This is a genomic window from Klebsiella oxytoca NBRC 105695 (assembly GCF_001598695.1).
GTDB classification, from domain to species: Bacteria; Pseudomonadota; Gammaproteobacteria; order Enterobacterales; family Enterobacteriaceae; genus Klebsiella; species Klebsiella oxytoca.
Map to the genome: position 1 here is coordinate 258652 of NZ_BCZK01000002.1, position 15319 is coordinate 273970.

The window sequence follows — 15319 nt, forward strand, 5'->3', positions numbered from 1 at the left end:
GTTCTCGACTCACAAAAGTGATGCCGCTATAATGCCGCGTCTTTTATTATGAATGTCTTCGGGATGATTCTGACGACAGGGAATGTGTTTCTGATTTGAAGAGGGCATCCCGGTTCTGCGAAGCAACCAGTTCGCGCTTCCAGAGTTGACCGAGCACTGTGATTTTTTTGAGGTAACAAGATGCAAGTTTCAGTTGAAACCACTCAGGGCCTTGGGCGCCGTGTAACGATTACTATCGCCGCTGACAGCATCGAGAATGCTGTCAAAAGCGAGCTGGTCAACGTAGCGAAAAAAGTTCGCATTGACGGCTTCCGTAAAGGCAAAGTGCCGATGAATGTTGTTGCTCAGCGTTATGGCGCATCTGTTCGCCAGGACGTGCTGGGTGATCTGATGAGCCGCAACTTCGTTGACGCGATCATCAAAGAAAAAATTAATCCGGCCGGCGCGCCGAACTATGTTCCGGGCGAATACAAGCTGGGTGAAGATTTCACCTACGCGGTAGAGTTCGAAGTTTATCCGGAAGTTGAGCTGCAGGGTCTGGAAGCGATCGAAGTTGAAAAACCGGTTGTTGAAGTGACCGACGCCGATGTTGATACCATGCTGGATACTCTGCGCAAGCAGCAGGCTAACTGGAAAGAAAAAGACGGCGCAGTTGATGCTGAAGACCGCGTTACCGTTGACTTCACTGGTTCCGTTGACGGCGAAGAGTTCGAAGGCGGCAAAGCCTCTGACTTCGTCCTGGCGATGGGCCAGGGCCGCATGATCCCGGGTTTTGAAGAGGGTATCAAAGGCCACAAAGCTGGCGAAGAGTTCACCATCGACGTGACCTTCCCGGAAGAGTACCACGCTGAAAACCTGAAAGGTAAAGCGGCGAAGTTCGTTATCAACCTGAAAAAAGTTGAAGAACGTGAACTGCCAGAACTGACTGAAGAGTTCATCAAACGTTTTGGCGTTGAAGATGGTTCCGTAGCCGGTCTGCGCGCTGAAGTGCGTAAAAACATGGAGCGCGAGCTGAAAGGCGCCGTGCGTAATCGCGTTAAGTCTCAGGCTATCGAAGGCCTGGTAAAAGCTAACGATATCGACGTACCGGCTGCACTGATCGACAGCGAAATCGACGTTCTGCGTCGTCAGGCTGCTCAGCGTTTTGGCGGTAACGAGAAACAGGCTCTGGAACTGCCGCGTGAGCTGTTCGAAGAGCAGGCTAAACGCCGCGTTGTTGTTGGTCTGCTACTGGGCGAAGTGATTCGTACCAACGAGCTGAAAGCTGACGAAGATCGCGTAAAAGGTCTGATCGAAGAGATGGCTTCCGCTTACGAAGATCCGAAAGAAGTGGTCGAGTTCTACAGCAAGAACAAAGAGCTGATGGACAACATGCGCAACGTTGCGCTGGAAGAGCAGGCCGTTGAAGCCGTGCTGGCGAAAGCTAAAGTGTCTGAAAAAGCCACTTCCTTCAGCGAACTGATGAACCAGCAGGCGTAATTTCGCCTCAAGGTTTAAGGTTTGAGTAAAAACCCGTTGCCGAAAGGCTGCGGGTTTTTTTATTGCAATGATAGCCTTAGGATGAGTGCGAAAAGGCGATTTCAGTGATAGCGTTACGGCAAAAGATTGTTATGCTTGAATTATGGCGACGTCATCCCCATAACCGGGAGACGTAACTGCATTGGCATAATCATGCGCCGTAATGAAGCGTGCATCTATGCACTTCTGCCCGACAGCAGAAATTCTGGCTGATAATCCGTCCGTAAGGTTACAATCAGTGCAGCGGTTTTTTTCAAATTAATCCAGGAGACGGAAATGTCATACAGTGGCGAACGAGACAACTTTGCACCCCATATGGCCCTGGTGCCGATGGTCATTGAACAGACCTCACGCGGCGAACGTTCATTTGATATTTACTCCCGTCTGCTCAAGGAGCGCGTCATTTTTCTGACCGGCCAGGTAGAAGATCACATGGCTAACCTGATCGTGGCGCAGATGCTGTTTCTGGAAGCGGAAAACCCGGAAAAAGATATCTATCTGTACATTAACTCTCCGGGCGGCGTGATTACCGCCGGGATGTCTATCTATGACACCATGCAGTTCATTAAACCAGATGTGAGCACCATTTGTATGGGCCAGGCGGCCTCTATGGGCGCATTCCTGCTCACCGCCGGGGCGAAAGGCAAGCGTTTCTGCCTGCCGAACTCACGCGTGATGATTCACCAGCCGCTGGGCGGCTACCAGGGCCAGGCGACGGATATCGAAATCCACGCCCGCGAAATCCTGAAGGTGAAAGGTCGCATGAATGAACTGATGGCACATCATACGGGTCAATCTCTTGAGCAGATCGAGCGTGACACCGAGCGCGATCGCTTCCTGTCTGCCTCAGAAGCAGTGGAATACGGCCTCGTCGACTCCATTTTGACTCATCGTAATTGATGCCCCTGGCGCAAGGGTGCCGCTATACTTGGTTGTAAGAGGGCGGCACAACGCTTCATAGCGGTTTGCGCCTGAGAATGGCATTTGCGTCGTCGTGTGCGGCACAAAGAACTTAATAAGAGGTTTGGACTCATGACAGATAAACGCAAAGATGGTTCGGGCAAACTGTTGTACTGCTCTTTTTGCGGCAAAAGCCAGCATGAAGTGCGTAAGCTAATCGCCGGGCCATCCGTGTATATCTGCGACGAATGCGTTGATTTATGTAACGACATCATTCGCGAAGAAATTAAAGAAGTCGCGCCGCATCGCGAGCGCAGCGCGCTGCCGACTCCGCACGAAATTCGCCACCATCTGGACGATTACGTTATCGGCCAGGAGCCGGCGAAAAAAGTGCTGGCGGTGGCGGTATACAATCACTACAAACGTCTGCGCAATGGCGACACCAGCAACGGCGTAGAGTTGGGTAAAAGCAACATTCTGCTGATCGGACCGACCGGTTCCGGTAAAACGCTGCTGGCGGAAACGCTGGCGCGCCTGCTGGATGTGCCTTTCACCATGGCGGATGCCACCACTCTGACCGAAGCCGGTTACGTGGGTGAAGACGTTGAAAACATCATCCAGAAGCTGCTGCAGAAGTGCGACTACGACGTACAGAAAGCCCAGCGCGGTATCGTCTACATTGATGAAATCGACAAAATTTCCCGTAAATCGGATAACCCGTCGATCACCCGCGATGTCTCCGGCGAAGGCGTGCAGCAAGCGCTGTTGAAGCTTATTGAAGGCACCGTTGCCGCGGTTCCGCCGCAGGGCGGGCGTAAGCATCCGCAGCAGGAGTTCCTGCAGGTTGATACCTCTAAGATCCTGTTCATCTGCGGCGGCGCCTTTGCAGGACTGGATAAGGTCATTTCTCACCGTGTTGAAACCGGTTCTGGTATCGGTTTCGGCGCGACGGTTAAGGCTAAATCCGACAAGGCCAGCGAAGGCGAGCTGTTGTCTCAGGTTGAACCGGAAGATCTGATTAAGTTTGGTCTGATTCCTGAGTTCATCGGGCGTCTGCCGGTGGTGGCGACCCTGAGCGAGCTGAGCGAAGAAGCGCTGATTCAGATCCTCAAAGAGCCGAAAAACGCCCTGACCAAGCAGTATCAGGCGCTGTTCAGCCTTGAAGGCGCTGAGCTGGAGTTCCGCGACGAAGCGCTGGATGCTATCGCTAAGAAAGCGATGGCGCGTAAAACCGGCGCTCGCGGCCTGCGTTCTATCGTTGAAGCCGCGCTGCTCGATACCATGTACGATCTTCCGTCAATGGAAGATGTGGAAAAAGTGGTCATCGATGCCTCGGTTATCGATGGTCAGAGCAAGCCGCTGCTGATTTACGGCAAACCGGAAGCGCAGCAGGCATCTGGTGAATAATTAACCAATTTGCTCAAGCAGTTAACAAAAAGGGGGGATTTTATCTCCCCTTTTATTTTTCCTGCATTCCCGCCGTTGAATGTATGGAATACATCCCCATATACTGGTTTACATATTAACGGCGACGCGTCGTTGAGTTGCGTCGTCGGCTACCTGGCGGACTTTAAACTAAGAGAGAGCTCTATGAATCCTGAGCGTTCTGAACGCATTGAAATCCCCGTATTGCCGTTGCGCGATGTGGTGGTTTATCCGCACATGGTCATACCCCTGTTTGTAGGGCGGGAAAAATCTATCCGTTGTCTCGAAGCAGCCATGGATCATGATAAAAAAATCATGCTGGTTGCGCAGAAAGAAGCCTCGACGGATGAGCCGGGTGTAAACGATCTTTTCACCGTCGGGACCGTGGCGTCTATTTTGCAAATGCTGAAGCTACCGGACGGTACTGTCAAAGTGCTGGTCGAAGGTTTGCAGCGCGCGCGCATCTCTGCGCTATCTGATAACGGCGAGCATTTTTCGGCGAAAGCTGAATATCTCGAATCGCCGGCGATTGACGAACGCGAGCAGGAAGTGCTGGTTCGTACCGCTATCAGCCAGTTTGAAGGCTACATCAAGCTGAACAAGAAAATCCCACCGGAAGTGCTGACGTCGCTGAATAGCATCGACGATCCGGCGCGCCTTGCGGATACCATCGCAGCCCATATGCCGCTGAAGCTGGCGGACAAGCAGTCCGTGCTGGAGATGTCCGACGTTAACGAACGTCTGGAATATCTGATGGCGATGATGGAGTCAGAAATCGATCTGCTGCAGGTTGAGAAGCGCATTCGCAATCGCGTGAAAAAGCAGATGGAGAAATCTCAGCGCGAGTACTACCTGAATGAGCAAATGAAAGCCATTCAAAAAGAGCTCGGCGAGATGGACGACGCCCCTGACGAGAACGAAGCGCTGAAGCGTAAGATCGACGCGGCGAAAATGCCGAAAGAGGCAAAAGAGAAAACCGAAGCGGAACTGCAAAAACTGAAAATGATGTCCCCGATGTCGGCGGAAGCAACCGTCGTTCGCGGCTACATTGACTGGATGGTGCAGGTACCGTGGAACGCCCGCAGCAAGGTTAAAAAAGACCTGCGTCAGGCTCAGGAGATCCTCGACACCGATCACTACGGTCTGGAGCGCGTGAAGGATCGCATCCTTGAGTACCTCGCGGTGCAGAGCCGTGTTAACAAGCTCAAAGGGCCAATCCTGTGCCTGGTTGGGCCTCCGGGGGTTGGTAAAACCTCGCTGGGTCAATCTATCGCCAAAGCAACCGGACGTAAGTACGTGCGTATGGCGCTGGGCGGCGTGCGTGACGAAGCGGAAATCCGCGGTCACCGCCGTACCTACATTGGCTCAATGCCGGGCAAACTGATCCAGAAAATGGCCAAAGTGGGCGTTAAAAACCCGCTGTTCTTACTGGATGAGATCGACAAAATGTCTTCGGACATGCGGGGCGATCCGGCATCGGCGCTGCTGGAGGTGTTGGATCCGGAACAGAACGTGGCTTTCAACGACCACTATCTGGAAGTGGATTACGATCTCAGCGACGTGATGTTCGTCGCGACCTCTAACTCCATGAATATTCCGGCGCCGCTGCTGGATCGTATGGAAGTGATTCGCCTCTCCGGCTACACCGAAGATGAGAAGCTGAACATCGCCAAACGCCATTTGCTGTCAAAACAGATAGAGCGTAATGCGCTCAAAAAAGGCGAGCTGACGGTTGATGACAGCGCGATTATCGGCATTATCCGTTACTACACTCGTGAAGCGGGCGTGCGTGGTCTGGAGCGCGAAATCTCGAAACTGTGTCGTAAAGCGGTCAAACAGCTGTTGCTGGATAAGTCGCTGAAGCATATTGAGATTAACGGCGACAACCTGCATGACTTCCTGGGCGTGCAGCGCTACGACTATGGCCGTGCGGATAGTGAAAATCGCGTGGGTCAGGTGACTGGCCTGGCGTGGACGGAAGTGGGCGGCGATCTGCTGACCATTGAAACCGCCTGCGTTCCGGGTAAAGGCAAGCTGACCTATACCGGTTCACTGGGTGAGGTTATGCAGGAATCTATCCAGGCTGCGCTGACCGTGGTGCGTTCGCGTGCGGATAAGCTGGGTATTAACTCAGACTTTTATGAAAAACGCGATATCCACGTGCACGTACCGGAAGGCGCAACGCCGAAAGATGGCCCAAGCGCCGGTATTGCGATGTGTACCGCACTGGTTTCCTGCCTGACGGGTAATCCGGTGCGCGCCGATGTGGCGATGACCGGGGAAATCACCCTCCGCGGTCAGGTGTTGCCAATCGGTGGTCTGAAGGAAAAACTGTTGGCTGCACACCGTGGCGGCATTAAGACTGTTCTGATTCCTGATGAAAATAAACGTGACCTTGAAGAAATTCCAGATAACGTTATCGCCGATTTAGATATCCATCCGGTGAAACGAATCGAGGAAGTTCTGGCACTTGCACTGCAGAACGAGCCGTTTGGTATGGAAGTCGTCACGGCAAAATAGTGATTTCGCGCAAATAGCGCTAAGAAAAATAGGGCTGGTAAGTAAATTCGTACTTGCCAGCCTTTTTTTGTGTAGCTAACTTAGATCGCTGGCAGGGGGGTCAATTACAACTCTGTTGTAAGGGCATGACAGTCCTGATATAACTGCTGCGCGGTCGCGCCACGAAGGATTCTGGTGCGATATAAATTATAAAGAGAGGAAGAGAACAGTGAATAAATCTCAACTGATTGACAAAATTGCTGCCGGTGCGGACATTTCTAAAGCCGCAGCTGGACGTGCGTTAGATGCTTTAATCGCTTCTGTTACTGAATCTCTGCAGGCTGGGGATGACGTTGCGCTGGTAGGGTTTGGTACTTTTGCTGTTAAAGAGCGCGCTGCCCGTACCGGTCGCAATCCGCAAACAGGCAAAGAAATCACCATCGCTGCTGCTAAAGTACCGGGTTTCCGTGCAGGTAAAGCGCTGAAAGACGCGGTAAACTGATCGACTTCCCCACTGGGGTCTGTGACGAAGTACAAGGGCGCATCGCAAGATGTGCCTTTTTTATTTGCCAGAATGAGACTTAATGTGACTTTATACGCACTTGTGGGCTGACAATCACCCCGTTTTCTTGTCAAAATACGTCCTCACGCGCGGCGGCCATCACATGCTATGCTGCGCGAGCAAAAGTCATCTACAGCGGAGCGTTGTTACACCATGATGGACAACCTACGCACGGCCGCCAACAGCGTCGTGCTCAAGATTATTTTCGGTATCATTATCGTCTCGTTCATTTTGACCGGGGTGAGTGGTTACCTGATTGGCGGTGGAAACAACTATGCCGCAAAAGTTAATGACCAGGAGATTGGTCGCGCACAGTTTGAAAATGCCGTTGCCAGCGAGCGTAACCGCATGCAGCAGCAGCTTGGCGATCAGTTTTCTGAACTGGCGGCCAATGAAAATTACATGAAGACCATGCGTCAGCAGGTGTTGAACCGTCTGATTGACGAGGCGCTGCTCGATCAGTACGCCCGTGAACTGGGCCTTAATATCAGCGACGACCAGGTCAAGCAGGCTATCTTCAAGACCCAGGCTTTCCAGGCGGATGGCAAATTTGATAACGAGCGCTTCAGCCGTATCGTTAATCAAATGGGGATGACGACGGACCAGTACGCTCAGGCATTACGTAATCAGCTGACGACTCAGCAACTGATTAACGCCGTTGCCGGTACCGATTTTATGCTGCCGGGCGAATCCGACCAGCTGGCGGCGCTGGTGTCGCAACAGCGCGTCGTCCGTGAAGCGACGATTGACGTAAACGCGCTGGCGGCGAAGCAAACCGCCACCGACGATGAAATCAACGCGTTTTACCAGCAGAACCAGGCGCGTTTTATGGCGCCTGAGCAGTTCCGCGTCAGCTACATCAAGATGGATGCTGCGAGCATGCAGGAAAACGTCTCTGACCAGGAAATTCAGTCATGGTACGACCAGCATCAGGATCAGTTCACTCAGCCGCAGCGTAATCGCTACAGCATCATCCAGACCAAAACCGAAGCGGATGCTCAGGCGGTGCTTGATGAACTGAAAAAAGGCGCTGATTTCGCTGCGCTGGCCAAAGAAAAATCAACCGATATCATCTCTGCCCGCAACGGTGGTGATATGGGCTGGCTGGAAGATGCGGCTACCGTGCCGGAGCTGAAAGAGGCCGGTCTGAAAGAAAAAGGCCAGCTTTCAGGCGTAATTAAATCTTCCGTCGGTTTCCTGGTGGCGCGTCTGGATGACGTTCAGCCCGCTCAGGTAAAACCGCTGGCTGACGTTCGTAATGATATCGCGGCGAAAGTGAAGCAGGAGAAAGCTCTGGATGCTTACTATGCGCTGCAGCAAAAAGTCAGCGACGCGGCGAGCAACGATAACGAATCCCTGGCTGGCGCGGCTCAGGTTGCCGGTCTGAAAGTGGTTGAAACCGGCTGGTTTGGTCGCGATAACCTGCCGCAGGAGCTGAATTTCAAACCGGTTTCTGACGCTATCTTCAACGGCGGTCTGGTTGGCGAAAACGGTACGCCGGGCAGCAACTCCGATATCATCACCGTCGACGGCGATCGCGCGTTTGTTCTGCGCATCAGCGAGCATAAACCGGAAGCGGTCAAACCGCTGGCGGAGGTGAAAGCGCAGGTGAGCGATATTGTTAAGCACAACAAAGCGGAGCAGCAGGCGAAGCTGGATGCCGATAAGCTGCTGACGGCCCTGAAAGAGGGTAAAGGCGACGAAGCGATGAAAGCCGCCGGACTAAGCTTTGGTGCACCGCAGACGCTGTCGCGTACCGGTCAGGAAGCGCTGATCCAGTCTGTCTTTGCGCTACCGCTGCCGCAGGCGGGTAAGCCAAGCTACGGCGTGGGTACGGACATGCAGGGTAATGTAGTACTGCTGGCGCTGGATGAAGTGAAAGCGGGTACGATGCCGGAAGAGCAGAAAAAGGCGATGATTCAGGGCATCACCCAGAATAACGCACAGATCGCCTTCGAAGCGCTGATGAGTAACCTGCGTAAAGCGGCGAAAATTAAGCTCGGCGACATTATCGATCAGCAACAATAATTACGTGCTGCTTCGCAAAAGCAAGTAACGTGATGCAATTATCAAAGGCCGCTTTCGCGGCCTTTTCCATTTCTGCATTTTGCCTTTTGTACTCTTTTTCCCTCATCGCTATCGTGACCTTGCTGTCTACAAACAAGGAGATAACAGCATGAAACGAGGATTTAAAACGCTTCTTACCGTCGCCGTACTGGTTTGCGCAGCGGGAAGTCAGGGCGCTTTTGCCGCGCCTTCCAGCGGGAAGACGTCGCCGGCAACAAAGGAGAGCGTGCAGACGCCGCAGGCAAAGGCACCTGATGTGTTGAACGCGCCCGATAGCGAAGGCACCAGGGTGAGTATCAATAACGCCAGCGCCGAAGAACTGGCGAAGGGGCTGAACGGCGTTGGCCTGAAGAAGGCGCAGGCTATTGTCAGCTATCGTGAAGAATATGGGCCATTTAAAACCGTTGACGATCTTAAGCAGGTGCCGGGGATGGGCAATTCGCTGGTAGAGAGAAATCTGTCACATTTGAAGCTGTAAATTTTCTTCACAAGTTTGCACAGTCGTTATTATTTGCCAGACTGAAGAGGTCACATTAGTGGTGTGACCTCTGACCTCAAAACAACAATTAAAGATAAGGCATTTGCGCTATGCAGACACAAATCAAAGTTCGCGGCTATCATCTCGACGTCTATCAGCATGTCAATAACGCGCGGTATCTGGAGTTTCTCGAAGAGGCGCGCTGGGATGGCCTGGAAAGCAGCCCGGCCTTTCACTGGATGACCGCTCGCAACATCGCCTTTGTGGTGGTCAATATCAATATCAACTATCGCCGACCGGCGGTACTGGGCGATGTATTAACCGTCACCAGCAAGCTCGAACAGCTGAACGGAAAAAGCGGGACGCTAAGCCAGGTGATTACCCTTAACCCTAACGGCGAGGTGGTCGCCGATGCGCTTATCACTTTTGTCTGCATTGATCTAAAAACGCAGAAAGCGCTGCCGCTTGAGGGCGAACTGCGCGAAAAGCTGGAGCAGCTGGAGCCTCGCTAACAGGCCAGCCGGAGGGGGATGTCCCGGAGGCGGTGCTGCGCACCTGTCCGGGCTACTTCTCCACAACCACCTGCGATCTGGTAACGCGGGCTACGCGTCCTCAGCAGCCTGCGATCCGGTAGCCCGGGCAGGCGCATCGCGCCGCCCCCGGGAGCAAGCGCACAGAAAGGGGCAGAACTATCCCCGAAGGCGCTGCTGCGTATCAGACCAGGCTATGCATCGTGAGCCGCCTGCGATCCCGCCACGCCGCCGGGAAATAACCGGCTACTGCAGTCCTGTTTTCTGCTTCATGTCAGTCATCACCCCAACCTTATCGCCCAGATACTGGCGCAGCCCGTTGGCGCGGAGGTTACAGGCGGCGCACTGCCCGCAGCCGTCGCCTTTAATGCCGTTATAGCAAGTCAGGGTTTCATGGCGTACCAGGTCCAACTGGCCCCAATAATCGGCCAGTGCCCACGTCTCGGCTTTATTCAGCCACATCAGCGGCGTCTCAAAGCGAATATCTTTCGCCATTCCCAGGCTGACGGCCTGGTGCAGCGCTTTGACGAACTCATCGCGGCAGTCCGGGTAGCCCGAAAAGTCGGTCTCGCAAACGCCGGTGATGATAGCTTCCGCTTTAACCTGATACGCGTAAATGGCCGTCAGGGTTAAGAACAGAATGTTGCGACCGGGCACGAAAGTGTTGGGGATGCCGCTGGCGTCCGGTTCATAATCCGGAACCGGAATGCTATCGCGGGTCAGGCTGCTGACCGCCAGTTCGTTAAGCAGCGTGACATCAAGGACTTTGTGGGCAACGGCGCCCAGCTTTAGCGCCAGTTCGCGAGCAACGTCAATCTCCGCGCGATGACGTTGGCCATAATCAAAAGTGACGCAATGCACTTCATCATACTGTTGCAGAGCCTGCACCAGGCAGGTCGTCGAATCTTGTCCTCCACTGAAGACAACTACGGCGCGTTTCATGGTAATTCCTGACAATCGAAGTGAAGCGCATATGGTAGCGCCTGATGAAGATGACCACCAGCCCCGTCACAGCGTCGAAGCCGGTAGCCAGGCGCTGGCGAAATCAAACCAGCCTCGCGCGTTCAGGCGCAGCCCGTTGACGCCAGGCGGTGCGCTGATGCGATAATTATAATTAAACAGCGGCGTCATGATGGCATCGTCCATCAGTGTGTTAAAGACGTTGCGCAAAGCTTCGCTGCGGCTGCGTTCGTCCGGTAATACCTGAACGGCATCCAGCGTTGCCTGAAGATGCGCATATTGCGCCCCGGTCAACAAATTAGGCCACAGGGCATCGCAGCGTAGCCACTGCTCCAGCGCATAAACCGGCGCTTCGCCAATCAGGCGATCGCCCATCATCAGGTCCGCCTTCGCAAACTGCTGGCAACCATCCCAGTTTTTCGCGTCATGAAAAATTATCGTCAGCTCGCAGCCGAGTTCTGCCAGCCGTTGCCGAAGGCGCTCCGCCATGGCGTGTAGCTCTACGGGAAGGTGATAGAGCAGAGTTAGCCGTTCGGGCAGCGGTGTATCACCATTTTCTGGCCACTGCGGAATAGTCCATCCCGGCAATACTTCGTTGCTCGGCGCGATCAGGTCTTCATCCAGCGGCAGCGTTTCTAACAGACCGGAGCGATGAATCAGCGAAACCAGTCTTTGGGCCTGCGCTTTATTCAGTTGGGGGCTCTGGCGCAGCGTCAGATAGCAAAATCCAAGACTGATGCTATTGCTGACCTGGCGCAGTCTGGTCAGCTCATCAGGGTCGCCAATGGTTATCTGTACCGGATGACGACAGCTGGTGCCCAGATCCTGTTCGAACAGCTGCGGCGTGATCCAGAATTCAACGGCCTGCAGCAGCGGATGGGTGAGATGATAACGCTGATGGTTTTCCAGCCGCACCAGTTCCTGAGTAAATAGTTTCAGGCGAAATGGCCCGCTGCCGATCGCCGGATCGTCCGGATGCGCCAGCACGCTGCAGTAGCTGGCAAGGCGGAACGGCAGCCAGTAATCGGCGCGGTGCAGGGTGATAGTCAGGCACTGAGAGTGGGTGACGCTAATCTCGCTGATACTGGCGAACAGCGTACGCATCGCGGGGAGCTGCAACAGCATCAGAAGGCGCTGCTGCAGCTGTGAGGTTTTTATCGGATCGCCGTTATGCCAGAACAGGGTGGAACGAATATAAAAGTGCCAGCGCAGACCGTCAGGCGACACCTCCCAGTGATGGGCTAAATCGCCTATCGGGCAGGTACTTTGCGCATCGAAACGGGTCAGGCCGGAAAATATCTCCCCTGCCAGGTGCTGCTCCGCGCGTCCCGGCATAAAACCCGGGCGCAGCGGCTCCAGCGGACGGTAATAAGGAATACGCAGGGTAGGCGTATCGTTCTGCCATTGGCCGCCGAGAAAGGGGGAAAGCAGCGCTTTAAGCTCTACAGGCGCCAGCTGGGCCAGTTCGAGGGCGTTCTGCTGCTGTCCTTTACTTAGCGCCTGCTCCATCATTTCATTGCGCAGCGTTTCCGGCGCTTTGTAAAACTGGAGTAGCCCGCGCTTTCCGCGACCGGAGCTGGCCTTCCAGCTTATCCAGCCGGATTCTTGCGCCTGGCGCAGCAGGGTTCGGATATGTCGTTCGCTGCAAAAGCAGCGCTCGGCCAGCTCGCCGACGGTCACCTGCTGCGGCTCGCCGGAAGAGGGTAGCCAGAGTCGCTGATACTGATGCAGACGGTTTAATAGCCTCATCGCTGTTTAGTCCTGCGGTAGATGATAAACCCGGAACAATAAAATTTATCTATTCACTATTACTTCCGTATATCTCAGGCAATACTGCAACACAAGCAAAATCCACCACGATAGGGGGAACAGGACATGGCCAGACTGGCTGCATTCGATATGGACGGTACGCTACTGATGCCTGACCATCGTCTGGGAGAAAAAACGCTTTCGACGCTAAAACGCCTGCGCGATCGCGACATCACCCTGACTTTCGCCACCGGTCGTCATGCTCTGGAGATGCGCCACGTTATCGGCGAGTTCTCTCTGGATGCGTTTTTAATTACCGGCAACGGGACACGCATTCACTCTCTTGAAGGTGAAGAGCTGTATCGTCGCGATCTGGCCCCTGATGTGGCGGAAGAGGTGCTGCATAGCGCCTGGGATACCGCGGCGAGTATGCATTTTTTCAACGACGGCGGCTGGTATACCGGGCAGGAGATTCCAGAAATTCTGCAAGCGCACGTCTTTAGCGGCTTTCGCTATCAGCTATACGATCCAAAGCGAATGCCGGCGCATCAGGTCACCAAAATCTGCTTCTGCGGCGATCATGACGATCTCCGGCGGCTAAGGCTGCAACTAAGTGAAGCGCTCGGCGGCCGAGCGGATCTCTGTTTTTCAGCGATGGATTGTCTGGAAGTTTTGCCCGGGGGCTGTAACAAAGGCGCGGCGCTGGCGGTATTAAGCCAGCATCTGGGCCTGACGTTGCAGGATTGCATGGCGTTCGGCGACGCCATGAACGATCGGGAAATGCTTGGCAGCGTCGGGCACGGCGTGATCATGGGCAACGCGATGGATCAGCTGAAATTTGAACTTCCGCATCTACCGGTTATTGGCGACTGCCGTCATCAGGCCGTTTCCCATTTTTTGACTCATTGGCTGGATTATCCTGATCTTCCTTATTCCCCCGAATAAAGAGACCCTGCCAGCAAGCCGGATATCCTGTGATATCTGGCTTTTTTTATTTTGCCTGCAGCATTTGCGCAATTTGCGCCTGCCAGGGAGAGACGTCGCCTATATTGGCCGCCACCCACTGCGGGTTGTAGTAGCTTTCCAGATAACGTTCGCCGCTGTCGCACAGCAGCGTGACGATAGAGCCGGTGCGTCCCTCTTCGCGCATCCGTACGGCCAGCTGCAGTACGCCCCACATGTTGGTGCCGGTTGAGGCGCCGACCTTGCGCCCAAGCAGCGTTTCCAGCCATAGCGCGGTGGCGACGCTGGCGGCATCCGGTACCCGCAGCATCTCATCGACCACGTCGGGAATAAACGATGGTTCGACGCGCGGCCGGCCAATGCCCTCAATTTTACTGCCGACCGGGCTGCGCAGGCTGGCGTCGCGGCTTTGCCAGTAGTCCAAAAACACGGAGTTTTGCGGATCAACCACCAGCAGCTGCGTATCGTAACCCTGACTGCGAATATAGCGTCCGATAGTCGCAGAGGTACCGCCGGTGCCCGCGCTCATCACAATATACGACGGCTGCGGATGCGGCTCATGGCTCATCTGACGGAAGATACTGTCGGCGATATTATTATTCCCTCGCCAGTCGGTAGCCCGTTCGGCAAAGGTAAACTGATCCATATAATGACCGTTCAGCTCGCGCGCCAGCGTTTCGGAGGCGGCATAGATTTCACAGGCGCTGTCGACGAAATGGCAGCGACCGCCGTAAAACTCAATTTGTTCAATTTTACGCTTTGCCGTACAGGAAGGCATCACGGCGATAAACGGCAGGCCTAAGAGACGAGCGAAGTAAGCTTCAGAGACGGCGGTCGAACCGGAAGAGGATTCGATAATCGTCGTTCCTTCTTTAATCCAGCCGTTGCACAAGCCATACAGAAACAGCGAGCGGGCCAGGCGATGCTTCAGGCTACCGGTTGGATGGGTGCTTTCATCCTTCAGATAGAGTTGGATCCCAGGGAACGCCGGCAGCGCCAGACGTATAAGGTGCGTGTCGGCGGAACGCTGATAATCGGCATTAATTTCACTAATCGCGTGTTTTACCCAGGCGCTGTTCATCTCAAATTCCTGTTTGTCATTTTGTGCCCAGCTTAGCGGAAATCTAAGGAAAAATTGTTGCCATTTAGCCTTTCAATTACAATAAAAGGAGTAAATTTTTCTCCTGAGGCGCCCAATGTTAGATAAAATTGATCGTAAGCTGCTTTCTTTACTGCAAACCGACTGCACCCTCTCTTTGCAGGCATTGGCCGATGCCGTTAATCTGACCACCACGCCCTGCTGGAAGCGGCTGAAGCGGCTGGAAGACGAAGGTATTCTTCGCGGACGCGTCGCGCTGCTGGATGCGGAAAAGGTCGGGCTTGGGCTGACGGCGTTTGTACTGATTAAGACTCAGCACCACAGTAGCGACTGGTATTGCCGCTTTGTCAGCGAGGTCTCGCAGATGGCGGAAGTCCTCGGCTTCTGGCGTATGGCCGGCGAGTATGACTATCTGCTGCGGGTCCAGGTGGCGGATATGAAGAACTATGATGATTTTTATAAACGTCTGGTTAACAGCGTGCCGGGACTCTCGGATGTCACTTCGAGTTTTGCCATGGAACAGATAAAATACACTACAGCCTTGCCTATTGATTAACGGCAGCAGCCGC

The 15319-nt window shown here is 54.1% G+C and carries 13 protein-coding genes; 10 read left to right on the top strand and 3 right to left on the bottom strand.

Translation table 11 applies throughout. From position 1 onward, the window contains the following. Positions 1–180 precede the first annotated feature (180 nt). The 8 genes from tig (at position 181) to KO1_RS04880 (ending at position 9961) form a co-directional block, all read left to right on the top strand. The gene (gene tig, locus KO1_RS04845; protein WP_004099537.1) at positions 181–1479 is read left to right on the top strand and encodes a trigger factor; all 1299 of its coding nucleotides are present in this window, start codon (positions 181–183) and stop codon (positions 1477–1479) included. A gap of 315 nt (positions 1480–1794) precedes the next feature. Beyond that, a complete protein-coding gene (gene clpP / locus KO1_RS04850) occupies positions 1795–2418 on the top strand; it encodes an ATP-dependent Clp endopeptidase proteolytic subunit ClpP (RefSeq protein WP_003021624.1) in 624 nt (207 codons plus the stop codon). 132 nt (positions 2419–2550) lie between these two features. Next, positions 2551–3825 (top strand): ATP-dependent protease ATP-binding subunit ClpX, encoded by a 1275-nt coding sequence (gene clpX / locus KO1_RS04855; protein WP_004099538.1) that lies wholly within the window; start codon positions 2551–2553, stop codon positions 3823–3825. A gap of 183 nt (positions 3826–4008) precedes the next feature. Then, positions 4009–6363 carry an endopeptidase La gene (gene lon, locus KO1_RS04860; protein WP_004099539.1) on the top strand — a complete coding sequence of 785 codons (2355 nt, stop codon included), beginning with the start codon at positions 4009–4011 and terminating at the stop codon, positions 6361–6363. A 208-nt stretch (positions 6364–6571) separates the two neighbouring features. Then, positions 6572–6844 (top strand): nucleoid-associated protein HU-beta, encoded by a 273-nt coding sequence (hupB, locus tag KO1_RS04865; RefSeq protein ID WP_002444653.1) that lies wholly within the window; start codon positions 6572–6574, stop codon positions 6842–6844. A gap of 213 nt (positions 6845–7057) precedes the next feature. Continuing rightward, positions 7058–8932, top strand: a complete 1875-nt coding sequence (gene ppiD / locus KO1_RS04870; RefSeq protein WP_023320447.1) for a peptidylprolyl isomerase — start codon at positions 7058–7060, stop codon at positions 8930–8932. A 148-nt stretch (positions 8933–9080) separates the two neighbouring features. Further along, on the top strand, positions 9081–9449 hold the full coding sequence (locus KO1_RS04875; protein ID WP_016808684.1) for a helix-hairpin-helix domain-containing protein: 369 nt from the start codon (positions 9081–9083) through the stop codon (positions 9447–9449). A gap of 110 nt (positions 9450–9559) precedes the next feature. After that, entirely contained in the window at positions 9560–9961 is a 402-nt protein-coding gene (locus tag KO1_RS04880; RefSeq protein ID WP_024273845.1) for a YbgC/FadM family acyl-CoA thioesterase, read from the top strand. A 264-nt stretch (positions 9962–10225) separates the two neighbouring features. Here KO1_RS04880 and queC read toward each other — a convergent pair whose 3' ends face one another. Both queC and KO1_RS04890 read right to left on the bottom strand, forming a co-directional pair. Next, the gene (gene queC, locus KO1_RS04885) at positions 10226–10921 is read right to left on the bottom strand and encodes a 7-cyano-7-deazaguanine synthase QueC (RefSeq protein WP_024273846.1); all 696 of its coding nucleotides are present in this window, start codon (positions 10919–10921) and stop codon (positions 10226–10228) included. Positions 10922–10987: 66 nt separating this feature from the next. After that, positions 10988–12688, bottom strand: coding sequence for an SgrR family transcriptional regulator (locus KO1_RS04890; protein WP_024273847.1), 1701 nt, complete (start codon positions 12686–12688; stop codon positions 10988–10990). Positions 12689–12814: 126 nt separating this feature from the next. Here KO1_RS04890 and cof point away from each other — a divergent pair, with 126 nt between their 5' ends. Next, complete coding sequence (gene cof / locus KO1_RS04895) at positions 12815–13633, top strand: HMP-PP phosphatase (RefSeq protein ID WP_004111026.1); 819 nt, start codon at positions 12815–12817, stop codon at positions 13631–13633. Positions 13634–13679: 46 nt separating this feature from the next. Here cof and KO1_RS04900 read toward each other — a convergent pair whose 3' ends face one another. Then, positions 13680–14732, bottom strand: coding sequence for a PLP-dependent cysteine synthase family protein (locus KO1_RS04900; RefSeq protein ID WP_004099565.1), 1053 nt, complete (start codon positions 14730–14732; stop codon positions 13680–13682). Positions 14733–14847: 115 nt separating this feature from the next. On the opposite strand from KO1_RS04900, the gene KO1_RS04905 reads away from it, so the two are divergent. After that, entirely contained in the window at positions 14848–15306 is a 459-nt protein-coding gene (locus KO1_RS04905; RefSeq protein WP_004099567.1) for an Lrp/AsnC family transcriptional regulator, read from the top strand. Positions 15307–15319: the final 13 nt, after the last annotated feature.